The sequence below is a fragment of the Brachyspira murdochii DSM 12563 genome, assembly GCF_000092845.1.
Classification (GTDB): domain Bacteria; phylum Spirochaetota; class Brachyspiria; order Brachyspirales; family Brachyspiraceae; genus Brachyspira; species Brachyspira murdochii.
The window spans coordinates 432,803-453,074 of sequence record NC_014150.1 but is presented as its reverse complement, the minus strand read 5'-3'; the positions used below and the strand labels follow the sequence as shown (position 1 = coordinate 453,074).

Sequence of the window (20,272 nt, the reverse complement as noted above, 5' to 3'; positions counted from 1 at the left end):
AATTATAAAAGAGGATTTATGAGAGTAAAACTTCTAGCGGTCATAGTGTTTTTTTTGACAGTTATGCCGCTTTCATACACATTCGATAAAACTCCGTATTATGTAAACACAGAAACTTATGACTCATACAGAGAGCTATTAAGAGGGGTGCATTATTATAATCAGGAACGTTATGATGCTGCTATAGCTAGTTTTAGAAACTCTCTTAATACTAATCCTACTGATAAGTTTATAAGGTATTGGTACAGCAAATCTTTATATAAAGCAGGATATATGTCTTTGGCTATTAATGAATGGCTCAATATTGCAAGAATGGGATATGAAGACCCTATAATACTTTCTAAAATTAATAAGTATGACTCTGCTAATGCTGTAGAAGAGAAAAAAGATATACTTAGTAATTTTATTTATTTGAAGGCATTTTCTACCAATGCTAATTTCTTAAAAAATATTAATCAGCCTATACAAGTGCAAACTATGGCTGACGGTACTTTGTATGTTCTTGATTACAGCGATTCATCTTTAAAAAGATTTGATGTTAACGGAAATCTGCTTAATAAAATATCTTATGGTAAGAGACTTGAAGTTGTTCAGCCAAGCTGGTGGAGAAAGGCTTTGCAGTTCATAGCAAGAGTTTATCCTTATGAAAAACTTGAAAATCCTAGAGGCTTTACTATTGATAATAGCGGAAATATATATATAGCAAATACTAAAAGAGATAAAATATTTAAATATAATTCTAATGGAAATTATATTACTAATATAGGCGTATCTGGTATTGGTGATGGGCAATTATTAGGACCTTCTTCTGTTTTTGCTGATAATGATGGTAAATTGTATGTTTCTGATACTGGAAATAATAGAATATCTGTATTTGATATAGAAGGTAATTTTTTATACAGCTTTGGAAAACTCGGTGAAAATGAAGGAGAATTATTTTCTCCTGCCGGAATAGTAGTTAATAGTCAGTATATATATATTGCTGATATGGGAAATAAAAGAGTACAACAATTTGACCTTAACGGAAATTATATAAAAACTATTAAACATGCTTTATTTAATGAACCTAGAGGACTTTCTTTTGCTAAAGATGGAAACCTCTATATAGCTGACGGAAGCAAAGTTTTTTACTATGATATAAATGCTGATACTTTTACTATATTTAATAATTCTGAAAGATATACAGCTACTCCTACATCAGTATCAGAAGGACCTAATGGGGATATATATCTTACTGATTTTATGTCTGGAAGAGTTGATGTTTATACTAGAAAAGAAGAGTACTATGCTAATTTGGATGTGTTTGTAGACAGAGAGTATTTAAATAAATTTCCTATAGTTGTTGCTTCTGTTACAGTAAGAGACAGAATGGCTAATCCTGTTATAGGACTTACTGCGGATAATTTCTTTGTTAAAGAAAACTCCAGTGTTGATTATAAAGTTGGTTTTTATGATGCTCCTGAACTACATGAGTATAGATTTGTATATTTGATAGAAGATAGTGCAGCAGCAAAACCTTATGAAAACAGAATAAAAGAAGAAATCAGCAACTTTACTATGAACTTACAAGGAAATGATGAAGTTTTGGTTATACATTATAATGATCAGGTTTATAAGGCTGATAATTATGATGCAAGAAATTTAAGAATACTTGAAAATGCAAACAACTTCCATTTTACTGGCGGTATATCTGCCTTAGATGATGCTTATTATGAGGCTGTAAGACTTGCAGGAAATAGCTTCAAGAAAACAGCTGTAATACATTTTACAGTGAGCAGCCCTGATGACAGAGTATTTAATATGATGAACTTCAGTGACATTGCTAGTTTTGCTAAAAACAATGCTATATCTTTGAATCAGGTTTATATCGGTAATGAAAAGTCTAATTATTTCTTAGACTTGATGACAAAAAATACATATGGATATACTATAAATGCTGATTTATCTGTTAATTATTCAGCAGAACTTGAAAGAATAAAAAATATTAATTTTGGAAGATACTATATATATTACAGCAGTTTCAGAAACCTATCTCAGTCCGGACAGTTTAGAGCTTTGAATGTAAGGGTTCAGTATAGAGATATGTATGGTGAAGAAGAAGTGGGATATGTGATACCATAATAAAATATTAATATAAAAAATTAAGGCTTTTCTCTAGTATAGTGCAGAGAGAAGCCTTATTTTTGCTAAAAAATAATATATAATACGCTTTTTATAAAATATAATTTTATATTTAGGAAGATGCTAATTCTTTTCCTACACTTTTTAATTTATAAAGTATATCATCTGAAGGTTTTTCTTTTGCTATTATAGGTTCTTTAAATAAAGAAACGCCGTTATTTATAGTATCTTCTTTCCAATCTCTCATCCATTTACCATCACCCCAGCCGTAAGAACCAAATAGAAATATCTTTTTATTTTTCAAATAAGGTTTAACTGTTTCATACATAGGCAAAAACTCTGTATCTTCCAAAGTTTCAGCCCCCATAGCAGGACAGCCGAAAGCTATAGTATCATAACTTTTAGCTTCTTCTATACCAAAATTATAAGACTTAAAAACTTCAACAGAAGCTCCAGACTCTTCAGCACCATCTTTTATAGCCTTAGACATCAATCTAGTATTGCCGGTTTTACTCCATACTACTATAGCTATTTTTTTTGACATAATTTTTCTCTTTAATTATTAATTAGATTTTTTTGCATTTTCTAAAACTTTAGAAAGATCATTTAATAATTTACCAGTATCAATATTTTTTATAGCATTAGAAATATCTTCTGGTAATTTATTTGTATCAATATTTTCTAAGGCTTTTGAAGCTTCATCTAATAATTTACTAGTATCAATATTTTCCATAGCTTTAGAAATATCTTCTGATAATTTATTAGTATCAATATTTTCTATAGCTTTTGAAGCTTCATCTAATAATTTACTAGTATCAATATTTTCTATGGCTTTTGAGGCTTCATTTAGTAATTTATCAGTATCTATATTTTCTATAGCCTTTGATACATCTTCCAAAGCTCCGCCTGCTTTTTTTACACCATCTTTAGCTGCCTCTGATGCATCATCTATTTTTTCATTTATTTTATCAGCTGCTTTATCTATAGCACTTTTATCTTTCTGGCATGAAACAAAAAATAATGACAAAACTATAAATAAAATTAAATAAATATTTCTCATAAAAAAATCCTCATATATTTTTTATATTAAAATTATAATTATTAATGCATATTTGTCAAGATATAGGAGCATTAGATATATAAACATTTATTTTATATTTATTTTTCATTTTTTTTGAATTATATATACTTGTAGCTTTTGCAAGTCTGTCATTAAACTTTTCTACTAAAAAATCAGCATCTTCCACTTTAGGTGCTAATATTACCTCTTTTAACGACTTATTATCAAATATATAAAGATAATTTTTGTAAGAACGTTTCATTTTATCATCAATATGAAGAGGATTACTTCCATATTCTATAAGCTGTATAATACGCATCTCCTGCTCTTCTATAAATGAAGCATCTTTTATCAAATACTGAATATTCATAAGAAGCTGATACGATAATACTGCTTCTTCTGAATTAAAATCTTTTATCACCTTAAACATAGAATAAAATACATATCCTATATTGTTTTTTAATTTATCATAAAATTTGCTTCCTTCATTCCAAAGATCATATTCTTTATTTAAATTAATAATAAGATTATCATAATCTGATTCGCATGGATTAAATATTATTTCATTTCTCTTAAAATTATAATATAGCACAAAATATAATGGCAAAGTCTGCTCTTCATAAAACTCAATATTAGAATAATTATTTTTGTCATAAGAAAATGAAAATAAAATACTAGAGCCGCAATTATTGAAAGATGTATCAAAAAAAGATTTATCAAATACCAAACAGCAGCCTGTACCTTCTTTGTTGTCATATTTTCCGTATAGTCTGTACATAGTAAGAGAGTCTTTACATCTGCTGAATGATGTCTGCAATGCTATAAAATTATTAATATTACCGTATTTTGAATTGACATTATTATTTCTTAGAAGCTGCATCAATATTTTGCCTTCTTTAGGATCATTTGCATTTTTTATACTTGTCATTCTAAGTTTATTTTTTTTTAAGTATGTATTATATTTTGAGCTGTCTGCTTTATCGTATCTCTTATCAAATGCCATATCATCAAATACTTCAATGCTTGTATAATGAGATATCTCATTAATTTTATCATTATCTTTTACTGATACCAAATATAAAAATACATACTGCAGTATCCATAGCTTTTTTAATTTTATTCTGTTTTCAATATTTATATCTCTTACTATAAAATTAAAATACTCTTCTTTTTCTTCTGTCCAAAAACTATCTTCTTTTAATATTGTATTAATAATTTTTTCTATGCCTATATATTCTATAAATCTTGATATAATGCTGAATATATTAACGCTCTTAGAATCTTTTATATTTAATATAAGAGTTAGAGCATAATCATACTGCTCTAAACCTATGAGAGCCTCAGATTTTAAAAAATATATTCTGTCGTATATAGTATCATTTTCCATCATTCCTATTTCTATATACTCTATATAATCCTTATTTTTTATGATGGTGTCTCCCTTTGAATTTTTTTCATCTAAAATAGATAAAGACTTATCCAAACATTCTATAGCCTCTTTATATTTTTTTATATTTATAAGAAGACTAGCCTTATTTAAATAAATTACCTCCAAAGATTTATTTATAGAAACTGCTTTATCATATGCCTCAAATGCCTCTTCTATTTTACCAATCTTCTCCAATACTATAGCAACATTCAAATAAGCATAATCATATCCAAGCTCTGAAGCCTTATTAAAATAATATAAAGCATCTTCATATCTCTCCAGTCTTGAATATATAATGCCTATATTAAAATAGCTTATCTCAGATTTATCATTGATTTCCAGAGCCATATTAAATGAGTATAAAGCCTCATCAAATGCCATTAACTTTGCAAGTATTATGCCTTTGTTTATAAAAGCCTTTTCATAAAGAGGGTTAATCTCTATAGCCTTACTGTAATAATCTATTGCCTCTTCATATCTATTTAAATAATATAATGTTAATGCTGTCTTATAATAGCTTCTTGCAAAATATCTATCTTTATAATTGCTGTCTAATACTTTATCATAATTTTCAAAACAGTTTATTATCTTAAAGTATATTCTAAGTGCAGAAGAATATTTTTCCAAATTAAAATAAAATCTTGCCTGAATAAATAGGCTCTCTATTCTGTCTTTTATCATCAGCATAACTCCAATAGGCATTTATTAAAATCATTATAAACTATTTTTTAATAATGAAAATAAAAAACATAAAAAACAAAAAAATATCTTGACAAAATTCTTACATATGTTAATTTTACTATATAAAGTAATATTAGTAAGAAAAATATTTTAATTTAAGGAATTATGATTATGAAAAACAGTAATAAAGGATTCTTCGGTAAATTCGGCGGTAGATTTGTACCAGAAGCATTAGAAAAATTATTAATTGAATTGGAAGAAGCATTTGCACATTATATTAATGACAAAGAGTTTTTAAGCGAGCTTGAGGAATTAAGAGCTGATTTTATAGGAAGACCTACTCCTTTAATGTATGCTAAAAACCTATCAGAAAAAATAGGCGGTGCTAAAATCTATGTAAAACTTGAAGGCTTAGCAAATACAGGTGCACATAAGATTAACAATTCAATAGGACAGGCACTTTTAGCCAAGAAGATGGGAAAGAAAAAGATTATTGCAGAAACAGGTGCAGGTCAGCATGGACTTGCCACCGCTGCAGCATGTGCAAAATTAGGACTTGAATGTTCTATATATATGGGTGAGATAGATGTAAAAAGACAGCAGCCTAATGTAGCTTCAATGGAATTGTACGGAGCTAATGTAGTGTCAGTTACAAGGGGAGGAAGAGGACTTAAAGATGCTGTTGATGCGGCATTAGAAGATTGGGTTAAAGATTTAAAAGATACCCACTATTTGCTTGGAAGTGCAGTAGGACCTAGTCCTTATCCTGATATTGTCAGAACTTTCCAATCGGTAATAGGAAGAGAATTAGAAAAACAAATAGAACAGAAAAATTTGAATGTTAAAGCTATGATAGCATGCGTAGGCGGCGGTTCTAATGCTATAGGATTTTTTGAGCCTTTTATAGAAAGAGAAAATCCAAAATTAATAGCAGTTGAAGCAGGCGGTATAAGTATGAATCTTGGAGAAAATGCTATTAGAATGCAAAACCCTTATGCTAAAGATGTAGCAGCTCAGGGATATATGAGTAAGTTTATATTAAAAGAAAACGGTGAAATATCGGAAACTATGTCTATATCTGCTGGTTTGGACTATCCCGGTGTAGGTCCTCAGCTTGCATATTTGGGAGAAGCTGGAAGAATAGAGTTTACTTATGCTACTGATAAAGAGGCTATTAATGCTGTTAAAGAGTTTGCAAGAAATGAGGGAGTAATATTTGCATTAGAAAGTGCACATGCAGGTGCTAAAGCTATAGAATATGCCAAACAATACACAAAAGATGATGTAATTATAGTTAATATGTCTGGAAGAGGAGATAAAGATATATTTATAACTTCTCCAATATTTAGAGCTGATAAATGGAAAGAATTTTTAAAAAGTGAATTAGAAAGATTAGAAAAAAACATAGATATTCACAAATTTTAGCCTCCGATATATATTTTTTATTTATAGGTTTTTGTTTATTATTTATTAATATTCAAAAGCCTATTTTTATATCTTTAATTTTATATGTATGGTTAATGAACGGTTAAATTTGTACTTTTACAATGACTAATGAAAGAAATGCACTTTTATAGCTTAAATATATAATTTATTTAAGTAATAATTAATATCTTATAATCTAAAATAAAGTAATAAATTTATATCAACATATTTTGAAACAAATATATTAGATTTTGTATATATGCTGATATCATTATACAATAATTTTATTAATTTTTGTAGTTGTTAAAATAAAATAACAAAATTATTTTGCTTCTGCAAATAATCAAAATATATAGCATATAAAAAATTATACTATCCTTAATACAGAAAATATTTACAAATTGATAGTATAAAATATAATTATTATAATTTTTAATATGTTATAAAACCTCAATTTAAGCTGCTGTTTTTTTACTTCTCATATACCAAATGCTATACTTTGATAAATAAAGAGCTTATAACTTCATTATGTTAGTTAGTTATAAGTTCTTTATTTTTTATAAATATGTTATGAAGCAAATGACAGTTCTCTAATCAAAGCACTTGGAGTATAAATAGAGGAATGATGATATTCTGTATCATTTGCAAGCATTTCTATATCATTTAATAAGTCTAATATATTTCCTGATACTATAAATGGATTTGCAGTATATGATAATTTTCCATTTTCTATTTTTATTCCCTCTGCCTGAAGAGAAAAATCTCCGCTTATAGAATTAACTCCGGAATGTGTTCCAGTTAAAGAGTTTACCAATATTCCATTTTTTATTTGGGATATAAGCTCTTCCTGTGTATTTTTACCTTCTTCTAATATGAAGTTATGACATGATATTCCTATAGGAGTTTTAAATCCTCTTGATGCATGAGATGTAGTTTTTACAGAGTCTTTTCTTGCTGTATAATTATTGTATAAATAGCTGCTTAATACTCCGTTTGTTATAATATTTAAATCTTTTGTTTTAGAGCCTTCTCCGTCAAAATGAGTATTATATATACCTTTATCAAATACTGGTATATCTTTAATATTGATTATACTATTTGCTATTTTTTGATTTAATTTTCCCTGAAGTAATGATAATTTTTTTTGTACATTCTCAGCAGAAAAAAGTCCTAAATATGCACCTAAAATTGTTCTCATAGCTTTGCTTGTAAATACTGTTTTATACTTTCCGCTTTCTATTTCTTTGGAATTTAATTTGCTTATAACATTATCGGCTATATTTTTTGTGAAGGAGTCTATATCAAAAAATATATCTTTTGAAGAGTATACATCAAAATAAGTTTTTGTGCTGTTAGAATCTTTTGCTATAACTTCTGCGTAGTATGTTATATTATTTTTTATCTCTCCTTTGCAAACTCCATTGCTATTTACAATGCATTTTATAAAGTCATATCTTGCAAGTCCTGCAGAAGGCACGTTAACTATTCTTTTATCAAGAGAATATAATTTATCTTCTATGGATAATGATATTTTTTTTAACTCTTCATTAGGAATATTAACTATATCATTGTTGATAATATTATAAACTTCTTCATCATCTTCTTTTTCTATCAATACATTATAATCAGGTTCGGCATTGGCATATGAAAGAGAGATTTTTGCATTGTTAATTAAAGTTTCTATAGAGTCATTTGAATCTATCTTTTCAGTAAAACTTATTCCCACTTTTCCGTCTTTTATAAGCCTTAATCCTATACCTCCAGATTCAGCAAATGTATATTTATCTAAATCTCTTTCTCTTACAGAAAACTCTTCCTCACCGCTGCTTGAGATATAAACTTCTATTTCATCAATATCGTTTGATTTATTTTTTACAGTGCTGTATATTTCTTTTATTCTTTCCATATAGTTATTTAATTCTGCCATGTATTATCTTCCTCCTACAGTTAATTCTTTCACTCTAATAGCCGGCTGTCCGACCGTTGTAGGTACACTTCCAGAAATACTTCCGCACATACCATCAGCTAATTCCAAATTTGAAGATACTGCCTCTATATTCATGAGAGTTTCATCTCCTCTCCCTATAAGTGTAGCACCTCTTACAGGTTCAGTAATCTTACCTTTTTCTATTATATATCCTTCAGAAACAGCGAAGTTGTAATCTGTAGTGGCAGGGTCTACTGAGCCGCCTCCCATTTTTTTAGCATAAAGTCCGTACTCTATTTGAGAAATTAAATCTTCAAAACTTGAGTTTCCTTTATCTATAAATGTATTTCTCATTCTCGAAGTAGGCGGATATTTATAATTTTCTCTTCTGGCACTTCCAGTAACTTTTTGATTCATTTTCAAAGATCCTAGCTCATCAACTAAATAACTTTTTAATATGCCGTTTTCTATTAATACAGTTCTTTGGGCTTCATTTCCTTCATCATCAATATTGTAGCTTCCCCAAGCATTCTGTATAGTACCGTCATCAACAGCTGTAACAACATCAGAGGCTATCTTTTCTCCAAGTCTTCCGCAAAATACGCTTGCATTATCAGCAACAGAAGTGGCTTCCAAAGCATGTCCGCATGCTTCATGAAATATTACGCCTCCAAATGCATTGTCTATAACTACAGGGTATTTTCCAGATTTGGGATACTTTGCATTAAGCATTTTTATTGCAGAATTTGCAGTTTCCAAAGCCATTTCGTCTAAATTAATATCTCTTATTACTTGATATCCGTCCAAAGCTCCTTTAGTTCTACTTGCTGTTTGAGTATTAACTCCGTCAGAAGCCATAGAAACCATAACTAGTCTTACATATGTTTGAGAATCTTCTTTTAATATTCCATTGCTCGCACATACTAAAATATTTCTTTGTTTTTCCATATATCTTAAATTAACCTGCTTTATTTTATCAGATACTTCTCTTGCTTTTTTGTCCAAATATGAAAGCATTGCTATTTTTTCATCAAAGTTTATATCAAAAGGATTTATATGTAATGGGTGATGATTTTTTTCATGAGATTCTATAAAACCGTTTATTATATGCTTTTTATCATTTACTATAGAAGAAGCACTTTTAGCTAAATTTATTAAACTCTCATTACTTGTATCATTAGAATATAAATATATTGTTTTTTTATTAACTATAATTCTTAAACCAACGCCGTAATTATTTCCAAGACTTGTATTATCAACTCCGGAATCTAAATACCCTATAGAGTTAATTTTTGTATCTTCAAAAAATAAATCGGCATATTCGCCTCCGTTTTTTAAAGCTTCCTGCAAAACAGTATGCAAAAAATTTTCATCAAAATTAAAATATTTCATTTATTCTCCTTTATTTTTTACTAATTCTATTGCCTCTTTACCAGTGATATGCTCTATCTCTAATTCAATCATACACATAGCATTATATTCTTTATCTATAATATTATTTCTATTTTCTTTATTGTCATTAGGATAATATTTTATAGCTAGTTTTTCAATAGCTTCTATTTTTTTATTTTCATCTTCTATGATAAAAACTCTTCCAAATACTATAACGCTTCTGTAATATGTGGTATACTCTTTCATTTTAACGTCATCTTTTTCTATAATGCAAAATGAAGCTTTATTATTATTTTTTATAGCATCTATTTTATAACCGCTTTTAGCTGCATGAAAAAATATTTTATTATCAGAGTAAACATAACTTAAAGGAACAGTATACGGATAATTGTCATCTCCTATAAGACCCAAAACTCCAGAAGTGCATTTTTCTAATATTTTAATACTTTCTGAATGTGATAATAATTGCTTTTTTCTTTTCATCTCTCTAAACATAAAATCTATTATATACATAATAATAAAATAATCAATTGACAATCAAGAGATTATCATGTAGTATATAATTAAAATAAATTAAAGGAAATAATAATGCATACTATAAATGTTAAAACTAAATCAAGATTTGATATAGTAGATATTACAGATGAAGTGCAAAGATGTGTTAATGAAGAGAAAGTGGAGAACGGGATTGCTGTTATATTTGTACCGCATACCACTGCCGCTGTTGGTATAAATGAAAATGCTGACCCTGATGTGGTTTTTGATATGAAAAACGCATTTAATAAATTAGTACCTCAGCATGATAATTATGAGCATAGCGAAGGTAATTCTCAGGCACATGTTTTGTCTTCTTTGGTATCACCAAGTTTAACTGTAATAATAGAGAATAAAAAAATAGTATTAGGTACTTGGCAGGATATATATTTCTTTGAATTTGACGGGGCTAGAAATAGAAAGGTTTACGTACAGATTATAAGCAAATAACTCAAGGGAGAAAACATATCCTCCCTTGATTACACTAATGGGGTAAATTAAATATATTAAATGTATGATAAATCACTTTAGAGTTTTCTCTGTATTTTTATTTAGAAATTTTTTCTTTATTAATTGACTAATTGCACCAATTAGCTCTATTATTAATCACATACGTTTTCCTTAAAATAATTATTATACTATTATAGTATATAAAAAAATATATGTTTGTCAATATACCTTACACATGTATATAAAAATAATTAATTATAATGTTTATTATATAAAAAAAAATCAAAATGATGTATAATATTTATGTAAACCACTATAAGGATATTATTATGTTTAGATCAAAGAAAGAAAATTTTGGTAAGAATACATATCTATATACTTTAGAAAATGATAAGGGCTTAAAAATAAAATTGGCAGAAGTAGGTGCAACTATAACAGGTATATTTTTTAAAGATAAAAACGGCAAGGAAATAGAAACGGCATTTGGTTCTGATGATATAGAGTTTTATACAGACAAGGCAAAAAACGGACATATGGGTGCTACTGTAGGAAGAGTGGCAGGACGTACTATTGGAGCTAAATTTAAAATAGATGATAAAGAGTATCATATAACAGCTAATAAATCACCAGATCATACTCATGGCGGTGTAAACGGACTTTCTTATGTAATTTATAATTCTATTCAAAAAAAAGATAATGAGGTGTTATTTTCTTATGTATCAAAAGACAGAGAAGAAGGTTATCCCGGAAATCTTAATTTGATAGTAAAATACACTATAACAGATGAAAATGAAATAATAATAGACTATATTGCCACTACAGATAAAACAAGTCCTTTAAATATAATGAATCATTCTTATTTTAATTTAAACGGCGGAGGAAAAATTAATGATCATGAAATATTTATAGATGCCGCTTATTATTTGGGTGATGATGAAAATGGTATTACTTCAGGCGAGATATTAAAGACTAAAAATACTCCTTATGACTTCACAAAATCAAAAAAAATAGATGATATAATAAAATCAAAAGGCGGATGTGATAATTGTTTTGTATTTGATGATAATGATATAAATAAACAAAGAGTAAAAGTTATTTCCAAAGAAACTGGTATAAGTTTGGAAGTATTTACTACAATGCCTTCTGTACTTTTTTATACTGCTAATTCTCTTAATAATTGCAAAGTAAGAAATCAGACTTTGGGCAAACATGAGGCTTTTTGTTTGGAAGCACAGTATTTTTCATGCTCTTTAAACTTTAATCATTTTCCAAGCATAATGCTTTATCCAGACAGAGAATATAATCATAGAACTATATATAAGTTCGGATTAATATAATAAATATAATATTATATAATAGATATTTTTAAGGGGCTGTATGCAGCTCCTTTATTTTTTATATAAAAAATCATAAAAAACATTTGACATTAGAGTATGCTCCAATGCTATAATCAATTTCAAAATTATAAAAATTATGCATAATTATTTTTAAGGAGATAAAATTGAGTTCTAATTCAAATGCTGTTAAAAGAAATTATATGTTTTCAAATAAATATCTTGCCAAATTATTTATACCGCTTGTTATAGAGGTATTTCTGGAGTATTTAGTTGGTTTGATAGATTCTATAATGGTTGCAAATGTGGGAGAGGATGCTGTATCGGCTGTATTTTTAGTTGATTTTGTTATAGCTTTTCTTATAAGTATATTTGCTGCCATTGCTACTGGAGGTGCTGTTGCAAGCGGGCAGTATATAGGAGCTAAAAATATAGAAAAAGCAGATGATTCTATTAATCAGCTTATAAGATTTTTATTATTATTTTCTGTAGTTATAACAATATTAATTTATATATTTAAAGATTATTTACTGACTATTTTATTTGGAAGTATAACTGAAGAGGTAAGAAACAATGCTAATACATATATGTTTATAGTAGCTGCCTCAATACCTTTTTTGGCTCTATACAATGGAGGAGCTTCTATGTTTAGAACTATAGGTAATTCTAAAATATCAATGAAAATAATGATATCTATGAATATATTGAATGTTATAGGTAATGCTGTTTTAATTTATGTATTTAAAATGGGTATAGCTGGTGCGGCAATTTCTACATTGATTAGCAGGATAGGGGCAGCTTTAATAATTATAATTTTAGGATTAAATAAAAAAAATTTAATATATATAAAAAATAAAGTTAAATATAAAATGACTTTTTCCGCAGTAAAAAGAATATTATCAGTAGGTGTTCCTTATGGTATAGAAAATGGTATGTTTTATTTTGGAAGATTATTGATATTAAGTTTGGTATCTACATTTGGTACGGCTTCAATAGCAGCCAATTCAGTATCTACATTAATAGCATCTTTTGAAGTTCTGCCCGGAATGGCTATAGGATTGGGACTTACTACTGTTATATCACAGTGTGTTGGTGCTAACGACTATAATCAAACTAAATATTATACTAAAAAAATTATAGCAATCATTTATATATCTCAGACTATAACAAGTATTATAATATTATCTCTTCTTCCTTTTATACTTCATATATACCATTTATCTGCTGAGGCAACATCATATACTTATAAATTATCATGGTATCATGCTGTTATGATGATTATATGGCCTTTAGGTTATTCTCTTCCTGTAGTATTTAGAGCTTCTGGGGATGCTAAATTTCCTATGGCAGTGGCTTCTATATCGATGATAGTATGCAGGATAGTGCTTGCTTATGTGTTTGCACTTTATTTTCATATGGGCATGATTGGAACTTGGATTGCTATGTTTGCCGATTGGATAGTAAAGGCTTTAATATTTACTTATAGATATTTTAGCGGAAAATGGATAAAGTTTAAATATGTTAATGCATAGTATAATCGGCATAATATTATTTTTTTGCTTAACTATTATGCCGATTTATTTTTTAATTAAAACGGAAATAAGAAACTTGTTCAACTATATTATTTGATTTATCAAGTACATCTTTACTTGCATTTGCTCCGTCATTGGCTATTTTGGAAGTATCCTGAGTTATTTTATTAATTTCTACAACAGCAGTATTTATTTCAGATACGCTGTTTTCTTCTTCTATGATAGCACTTGATATTTCTGTTAGCAAAGTAAGTACATCATTAACAGATGATTCTATTTGATTTAATATATAAGATGAAGCCTGTACAGAAGCACTTCCATTTTGTATTTTATCCACAGTTTCATTAGCTATGCTTGTTATATCTTTAGCCGCATTTCCTACATTTTGAGCTAAGTTTCTTACTTCGCTTGCAACAACAGCAAAACCTTTACCCTGTTCCCCAGCACGTGCAGCTTCTACCGATGCATTTAATGCAAGTATATTAGTTTGTAAAGCGATAGATTCTATTATTTTAGTAATATCAGATATTTTTTTACTTGCTTCAGATATTTCAGCCATGTTTTCAGATGTGGCATTAATAGCATTTACGCCGTTTTTTGTGGCATTAGATACTTTTTCGCTCATACTTTTTGCATTTCCTGCATTTTCGGCTGTTTCTTTTAATGATGAAAATACAAACTCTATAGACCTTGTTAATTCTTCTAATGAACTTGCCTGAGATGTAGCTCTGTCAGATAAATTAATATTACCGTTTGTTATTATATTTACTGAATTATTTATGCCGTTAATTTCATTTTTCATGTTATAGATGATATCACCTAGTTTATTTTGCATTTCATTTAGTGCCCTTATAACATCTCCTGTTTGGTCGTTTTTCTTTAACTCCCTTTCATCAAATAATGTATTAAAATTACCCTTTGCCATTGAACTTATTATTGATATAGTATTGTCTAATGTTCTTGATATAGGTATAGCTATTAAAAGTACTAGTACAGCTTCTATAGCAGATAATATTATAAATACTGCTATAATAAGAATAAGAAGTTTTAAGAGTGATGATTTTAATTCTTCATTTCCTGTCTTTACAATCAAATACCACTGACTATTTTTTATTTTGGAAGTTAAATAAGAAAAATCTTTATCTATCCATTCATAATGAGTATTGTTTAATATATCATTTTTATGCGGAGATATTATATTATTATTAAAAGCATTTTCTTTTAATATGTAATTAGTGTCTGAATTAAGTATATACAACCCTTCATCGTCTATAATACTTAAATCATAATTATAATTTTTTGCTAAATTTAATATCTCATTTACCACTTTTGATAACTGAACATCAATACCAACTATTCCGTATAATTCTCCGTCTCTGTATATAGATTTTGAAAACGTTATTACTAGATTTTGTGTTACAGCATCAATATAAGGATCTGATATTACTATTTCTCTTGAGGCTAATGCTTTTTGATACCATTCTTTAGTTGTTTGGTCATAATCATTCGGAAGCTGTCCTACCGTATTTAATACAGTACCTCCGTTTTTATATGGTATTGTGTCTGCATAAAATATATTCATTAAATCACTTTCGTTTTTTATTACATTTGCAAATACTTCCAATAATTTATTAGAATCAGTCTCCTTTTCAACATATGAGCAGAATATATTAATTTTCCCATATAAAGATGATATATTATTTTCTAATTCATCAGATATATTTGATATATTATATTTATTCGATGTTAAAAATCTGACTTTATATTGAGGACGGTATGCTATGTAAATAAGTACGCATATTATAAACAGTGCTGCCATATATGGTATTAAAAATTTGAATACTAAGCTATTTTTTTTTACATTCTCTATCATAATTTCGCATCTCCAATTAAGCACTTATAGATTATTACTTTTATAAATTTATATACTATAACCTATTATCAAAAAATAGTAAATAGTATATTTTCAAATTAATCTGTAGTTTCTATGTTGATATTTTGCTGTTATTATGTTAATATAATTATGTAAACTATATTATGATAATAAGATTATGATAACTAATGCAGAAGCTAATACTAAAGAAAAATATTTAAAAGAAAATTTAATAGCATATATTGGAAATAAAAGAAGACTTCTTCCATTTATAGAGGCTGCAATTTTGCATATATTAGAAGAGGATAGTTCTATAAAAACTGCTTTGGATTTATTTGCAGGAAGCGGAAGCGTATCAAGACTTTTAAAGACTTTAAATTTAGAGGTTTATTCTAATGATTGGGAGTATTATTCCTATATATTAAATTATGCTCATTTATCTATTAATATAAAAGATTTAGATAATATGTTTATTCATACTGGCGGATTAGAAAATACAATTAATATGATTAACAGCATTGATTATATTAATGATAATGACAGATATATTTCCAAGTATTATGCTCCTTCAGATGACAATAATCCGGATTTAATTAATGAAAGGCTTTTTTATACTCAGTATAATGCCTCAAGAATAGATATTATAAGACATAACATAGAAGAGCTTTATAAAAATAATGCTATTAATCAAAACGAATATTATTATTTAATAGCTTCTATTATATATGAATCTGCAACGCATACAAATACTTCCGGAGTTTTTAAGGCTTTTCATGCAGGTTTTGGCGGGAGAAATAAAGATGCACTAAATAGGATACTTTCTCCTATATCATTAAAACAAATACCATTATTTGAAGGTGCTAATTGTTATGCAAGTATGCTTGATGCTAATGAGTTTGTTATAAAAAATAAAGATAAGCATTTTGATTTAGTTTATTTGGATCCTCCATATAATCAGCATCAATATGGAAGTAATTATCATTTACTTAATACTATAGCTTTATGGGATAAGCCTCCAATTAACAAAAATATTTATATTGACGGAAAGAAAACAGACAAGGGAGGTATTAGAAAGGACTGGGTAAAAACTAAATCTTTATACTGCTACAAGAAGACAGCTAAAGATACTTTAATAAATTTACTTGATAATATAAATAGTAATTATATAGTAATGAGTTATTCTACAGATGGTATAATAGAATATGACGATTTAATATCTATTCTTGAAGAGCATGGCAAATTGGATATCATTACTTCTGAATATACAAAATACAGAGGTGCTAAAAGATCTATTGTTAATAAAACTAAAAATGTAGAATATTTATTTGTTGTAGATACTAGAAAGCATAATTTTTATTTTAGTAATTTCAATAAGAATTTAAAATATATAGAGAATATAAGACTTAAATTAGAAAACCCTTTGGATTGTTCTAAAGACAGTATAATATTTGATTATGATAAAGATGATATTATAGTAATTTATCTAGAATATTCTACTCATATAATGAATAAAGAAGAGATATGCTTAAAACTTCAAAATAAAAGTTTGGAATATATAAAGATGTTTTCTTTGTTTTTAGAGCGATATATAAGAGAAGATAATATAGGGGCATTGAAAATATATTCATATCATTTTAATGCTGCAGTATTATCAAACAATATAAAACTTATCAAATATTTTGGAGAATATATATTAAAAACGTACAGCAGATTATGCTCAAGAAAATCGAATGAGTATTTATTTGATATTACAAATGATATTTTGGATATAATATCATATTATAAAAATAATGATATAAGCATTATAGATAAGATAAGAAAGAGGATAATTTACAATATAACACATTCTAATATTTCAGAAATTAATAAAAATAAATTGTTGCTTAGACTTGAAAAATAATAAAAAAATATTATATTTATAAAACATAAAAATATCTAAAATAATAGAGTTTATAGAAGTAGAATACACATATATGTTTAATATTATAATTAAGGCTTTATTTATTCTTTATTTTTGTTCTTTATCAGTTTTGTATTCACAGTATAATTATGAAGCTGAAACAACATTAAAGGCATTAAATGAAGTTAGAGAAAATGAGGGTTTGTATCCATTTGAATTAAGCGATGAACTTAATAAGGTGGCAGATATTAGAGCTAAAGAACTTTCAATTAACTTTTCGCATATCAGACCTAATAATACTAGGTATGATGAGCTTTTATATGAAAATAGGATAAGGGTTTTTTCTTCTGACGAGAATATAGCATACAGATTTAAAAATGCTGAAACGGTTGTAAGTTATTGGATGAACTCTTCGCAGTATAAGATTAATATATTAAGTGATAAATTTACCCATGTAGGCGTCTCACATTATGCTATTAACGGAGAGGATTTTTGGGTTGTTATATTTGCTCAGCTGAGAAGGCAAAATTAATTTATTAGCTTTTTAGTTCCAATATATAATCAAGTATTTTCTTTCTAAGCATTTCTATATTAATATTATTTTTAGCACTTATCAATATTGAATCATCATAAGAAGTAGATATTTTATTTTTCTGCACTTCATCAATGTTATCAATTTTATTAAATACTACAATACGTTTTATATGTGAAGCATCTATTTCTTTTATGATACTTTCTACTTGAATGAGTTTATTATTTATATTTTCATCGGAAGCGTCAACTAAATGCAGTAATAAATCGGCTTCTACAACTTCGGAGAGAGTAGATTTAAATGATGCTACTAATGTATGCGGAAGTCTGTCTATAAATCCTACCGTATCGCTTATTATAGCTTCTACAGGTGTATCATCTCCAAGATATAGTTTCCTAGTATGAGTATCTAATGTTGCAAATAATTTATCTTCCACATAAACACTTTCTTTGCATAGCAGATTAAATAATGTACTTTTTCCGGCATTAGTGTATCCTACTATAGCAACTCTAAAAGCATTTCCTCTTGATTTTCTTCCAGTGCTTGCTGATTTTTCAACTTTGCTTAATTGAGTTTTTAATTTATGTATTCTCTCTCTTGCTCTTCTTCTGTCATATTCCAGCTGCTTTTCTCCAGCTCCTCCTCTTAAACCAATACCTCCTTTTATTTGGCTTAGATTAGTCCTTTTTCCTTTTAACCTAGGATATTCAAATTCTAAAAATGCTAATTCCACCTGCATTTTCGCAGTCATAGTTTTTGCACGCATTGCAAATATTTCTAGTATTATCTCCGTTCTTGTAAGTGCCCTTATATTGGAGCCTTCTTCTATAGCATTAACCTGCGAACCGCTTAACTCATTATCAAATACGAAATATTCAACATTATCAACTAATGCACTTTCTTTCAAACTTTCTAATTTACCAGTACCTATATAAGTACCCGCAGTTATTTTTTGCTGAATAAATGAATATCTTTCTGCTACTTCATATCCTGCTGTATCGCATAGCATTGAAAGTTCATCTAGTATATTATCTATATTAATTTTGCTGTTTCTGTATTGTTTGCTGTCAGCTACAAATATTATATATGCTTTTTTTATATTATTTACTTTGATATCCATAAAAAAATGTTCCCAATTTAAGTATTTAAAAGTTTATAATATCATTATTTTATTATTATTGCTAATAAAAATTGTTCGCTAAAAATATATAGCAAATGACGCTGTCCGCTCACAATTTTTATATTTGGCTTTATAATATTTAAAAATTATTATTTTATTATTATTGCTAATAAAAATTGTTCGCTAAAATGTATAGCAAATGACGCTGTCCGCTCACAATTTTTATATTTGGTTTTCTAATATTTAAAAATTATTATTTTATTACTAGAGAATTATAAAGTTCTATAGTTTTATCAGATAAATATTGTTTCTTACTAAGCACAAAACTTATGGATTCATAAACTACTTCTAAAAATGCATCATCAAAATCTGTAAAAATTTTTTCTCTTATTTTATCAGCTGTTTCAAGTTTTCTAGTAGGTTCAAGATAATCGGCAGCATATATTATTTTTTCAAGCATGCTCATATTAGCATGTCCTACTGTATGGCTTTCTATAGCTTTTAAAATTTCTTTATCAGTTATATTAAACTCTTTTTCTGTTATTATAGCACTAACTCTTGCATGAAGCAAAGCACCTGTTATATAGCTTGGATATTCTATATTATCATTTTCAAGTATAATTTTACGCATATCATCATCTTTATATCTTTTTCCCAAATCATGACAAAGTGCTGAAATAGAAGCCTTATTAGTATCAGCTCCATATTTTTCTGCTATCTTAATAGAAAGCTCCCTTGTAGAGAGTATATGCTTTTCTCTAAAAGGTAAATATTCATTTATATATTTTACTATTTCTAATTCTTGATTATTAAACGCTCTCATATATTTTTATTCTCTATTTTTTATTTAGTTTTATTATTTTATTACAGCAGAATTATTTTGTCAATTTAATTGAATATATTATTTAATGTCAATACGTTCAAAAATTATTATATATATTTCAAAATAATTTTGTTTTTTT

Annotated in this window: 16 protein-coding genes; 7 read left to right on the top strand and 9 right to left on the bottom strand. The window is 27.4% G+C overall.

All coding sequences use genetic code 11. The features are described from left to right. The first annotated feature begins 18 nt into the window (after window positions 1-18). Complete coding sequence (locus BMUR_RS01815; RefSeq protein WP_013112889.1) at window positions 19-2,121, top strand: 6-bladed beta-propeller; 2,103 nt, start codon at window positions 19-21, stop codon at window positions 2,119-2,121. Between the two features lie 112 nt (window positions 2,122-2,233). Here the strand turns inward: BMUR_RS01815 and BMUR_RS01810 are convergent, their stop codons facing one another. From BMUR_RS01810 to BMUR_RS01800, 3 genes are read right to left on the bottom strand one after another with little or no spacing between them, the layout of a single operon-like run. Further along, the gene (locus tag BMUR_RS01810; RefSeq protein WP_013112888.1) at window positions 2,234-2,665 is read right to left on the bottom strand and encodes a flavodoxin domain-containing protein; all 432 of its coding nucleotides are present in this window, start codon (window positions 2,663-2,665) and stop codon (window positions 2,234-2,236) included. 18 nt (window positions 2,666-2,683) lie between these two features. Then, the gene (locus BMUR_RS14305) at window positions 2,684-3,181 is read right to left on the bottom strand and encodes a hypothetical protein (protein ID WP_013112887.1); all 498 of its coding nucleotides are present in this window, start codon (window positions 3,179-3,181) and stop codon (window positions 2,684-2,686) included. A gap of 55 nt (window positions 3,182-3,236) precedes the next feature. Continuing rightward, a complete protein-coding gene (locus BMUR_RS01800; RefSeq protein ID WP_013112886.1) occupies window positions 3,237-5,291 on the bottom strand; it encodes a tetratricopeptide repeat protein in 2,055 nt (684 codons plus the stop codon). Window positions 5,292-5,462: 171 nt separating this feature from the next. Here BMUR_RS01800 and trpB point away from each other — a divergent pair, with 171 nt between their 5' ends. Beyond that, window positions 5,463-6,716 carry a tryptophan synthase subunit beta gene (trpB, locus tag BMUR_RS01795; RefSeq protein WP_013112885.1) on the top strand — a complete coding sequence of 418 codons (1,254 nt, stop codon included), beginning with the start codon at window positions 5,463-5,465 and terminating at the stop codon, window positions 6,714-6,716. Window positions 6,717-7,284: 568 nt separating this feature from the next. On the opposite strand, the gene BMUR_RS01790 is transcribed toward trpB, so the two are convergent. The 3 genes from BMUR_RS01790 to BMUR_RS01780 are packed head-to-tail and all read right to left on the bottom strand — an operon-like array spanning window position 7,285 to window position 10,530. Continuing rightward, entirely contained in the window at window positions 7,285-8,643 is a 1,359-nt protein-coding gene (locus BMUR_RS01790) for a TldD/PmbA family protein (RefSeq protein ID WP_013112884.1), read from the bottom strand. Window positions 8,644-8,646: 3 nt separating this feature from the next. Continuing rightward, window positions 8,647-10,035 (bottom strand): TldD/PmbA family protein, encoded by a 1,389-nt coding sequence (locus BMUR_RS01785; protein ID WP_013112883.1) that lies wholly within the window; start codon window positions 10,033-10,035, stop codon window positions 8,647-8,649. Beyond that, a complete protein-coding gene (locus tag BMUR_RS01780) occupies window positions 10,036-10,530 on the bottom strand; it encodes a pyridoxamine 5'-phosphate oxidase family protein (protein ID WP_041750039.1) in 495 nt (164 codons plus the stop codon). It lies immediately after the preceding gene. Between the two features lie 93 nt (window positions 10,531-10,623). On the opposite strand from BMUR_RS01780, the gene BMUR_RS01775 reads away from it, so the two are divergent. The 3 genes from BMUR_RS01775 (at window position 10,624) to BMUR_RS01765 (ending at window position 13,885) form a co-directional block, all read left to right on the top strand. After that, on the top strand, window positions 10,624-11,019 hold the full coding sequence (locus tag BMUR_RS01775; protein WP_013112881.1) for a secondary thiamine-phosphate synthase enzyme YjbQ: 396 nt from the start codon (window positions 10,624-10,626) through the stop codon (window positions 11,017-11,019). A gap of 329 nt (window positions 11,020-11,348) precedes the next feature. After that, complete coding sequence (locus tag BMUR_RS01770; protein WP_013112880.1) at window positions 11,349-12,356, top strand: aldose epimerase family protein; 1,008 nt, start codon at window positions 11,349-11,351, stop codon at window positions 12,354-12,356. Between the two features lie 200 nt (window positions 12,357-12,556). Continuing rightward, window positions 12,557-13,885, top strand: coding sequence for an MATE family efflux transporter (locus BMUR_RS01765; RefSeq protein WP_049768313.1), 1,329 nt, complete (start codon window positions 12,557-12,559; stop codon window positions 13,883-13,885). 52 nt (window positions 13,886-13,937) lie between these two features. Here the strand turns inward: BMUR_RS01765 and BMUR_RS01760 are convergent, their stop codons facing one another. Continuing rightward, window positions 13,938-15,758, bottom strand: a complete 1,821-nt coding sequence (locus BMUR_RS01760; RefSeq protein WP_013112878.1) for a methyl-accepting chemotaxis protein — start codon at window positions 15,756-15,758, stop codon at window positions 13,938-13,940. 178 nt (window positions 15,759-15,936) lie between these two features. Between BMUR_RS01760 and BMUR_RS01755 the strand changes: the two genes are divergently transcribed. Beyond that, on the top strand, window positions 15,937-17,658 hold the full coding sequence (locus BMUR_RS01755) for a DNA adenine methylase (RefSeq protein WP_013112877.1): 1,722 nt from the start codon (window positions 15,937-15,939) through the stop codon (window positions 17,656-17,658). Between the two features lie 73 nt (window positions 17,659-17,731). Then, window positions 17,732-18,190 (top strand): CAP domain-containing protein, encoded by a 459-nt coding sequence (locus BMUR_RS01750; RefSeq protein ID WP_013112876.1) that lies wholly within the window; start codon window positions 17,732-17,734, stop codon window positions 18,188-18,190. A 4-nt stretch (window positions 18,191-18,194) separates the two neighbouring features. Here the strand turns inward: BMUR_RS01750 and hflX are convergent, their stop codons facing one another. Then, on the bottom strand, window positions 18,195-19,310 hold the full coding sequence (gene hflX, locus BMUR_RS01745; protein WP_013112875.1) for a GTPase HflX: 1,116 nt from the start codon (window positions 19,308-19,310) through the stop codon (window positions 18,195-18,197). A 253-nt stretch (window positions 19,311-19,563) separates the two neighbouring features. Then, window positions 19,564-20,133: a bis(5'-nucleosyl)-tetraphosphatase (symmetrical) YqeK gene (yqeK, locus tag BMUR_RS01740; RefSeq protein WP_013112874.1), complete on the bottom strand. Its 570-nt coding sequence runs from the start codon at window positions 20,131-20,133 to the stop codon at window positions 19,564-19,566. Window positions 20,134-20,272 lie beyond the last annotated feature (139 nt).

Bases quoted from the DNA above. Each gene is read 5' to 3' on its own strand.
- BMUR_RS01815 (WP_013112889.1), top strand. From the start codon at position 19: ATGAGAGTAAAACTTCTAGCGGTCATAGTGTTTTTTTTGACAGTTATG.
- BMUR_RS01810 (WP_013112888.1), bottom strand. From the start codon at position 2,665: ATGTCAAAAAAAATAGCTATAGTAGTATGGAGTAAAACCGGCAATACT.
- BMUR_RS14305 (WP_013112887.1), bottom strand. From the start codon at position 3,181: ATGAGAAATATTTATTTAATTTTATTTATAGTTTTGTCATTATTTTTT.
- BMUR_RS01800 (WP_013112886.1), bottom strand. From the start codon at position 5,291: ATGATAAAAGACAGAATAGAGAGCCTATTTATTCAGGCAAGATTTTAT.
- trpB (WP_013112885.1), top strand. From the start codon at position 5,463: ATGAAAAACAGTAATAAAGGATTCTTCGGTAAATTCGGCGGTAGATTT.
- BMUR_RS01790 (WP_013112884.1), bottom strand. From the start codon at position 8,643: ATGGCAGAATTAAATAACTATATGGAAAGAATAAAAGAAATATACAGC.
- BMUR_RS01785 (WP_013112883.1), bottom strand. From the start codon at position 10,035: ATGAAATATTTTAATTTTGATGAAAATTTTTTGCATACTGTTTTGCAG.
- BMUR_RS01780 (WP_041750039.1), bottom strand. From the start codon at position 10,530: ATGTTTAGAGAGATGAAAAGAAAAAAGCAATTATTATCACATTCAGAA.
- BMUR_RS01775 (WP_013112881.1), top strand. From the start codon at position 10,624: ATGCATACTATAAATGTTAAAACTAAATCAAGATTTGATATAGTAGAT.
- BMUR_RS01770 (WP_013112880.1), top strand. From the start codon at position 11,349: ATGTTTAGATCAAAGAAAGAAAATTTTGGTAAGAATACATATCTATAT.
- BMUR_RS01765 (WP_049768313.1), top strand. From the start codon at position 12,557: ATGTTTTCAAATAAATATCTTGCCAAATTATTTATACCGCTTGTTATA.
- BMUR_RS01760 (WP_013112878.1), bottom strand. From the start codon at position 15,758: ATGATAGAGAATGTAAAAAAAAATAGCTTAGTATTCAAATTTTTAATA.
- BMUR_RS01755 (WP_013112877.1), top strand. From the start codon at position 15,937: ATGATAACTAATGCAGAAGCTAATACTAAAGAAAAATATTTAAAAGAA.
- BMUR_RS01750 (WP_013112876.1), top strand. From the start codon at position 17,732: ATGTTTAATATTATAATTAAGGCTTTATTTATTCTTTATTTTTGTTCT.
- hflX (WP_013112875.1), bottom strand. From the start codon at position 19,310: ATGGATATCAAAGTAAATAATATAAAAAAAGCATATATAATATTTGTA.
- yqeK (WP_013112874.1), bottom strand. From the start codon at position 20,133: ATGAGAGCGTTTAATAATCAAGAATTAGAAATAGTAAAATATATAAAT.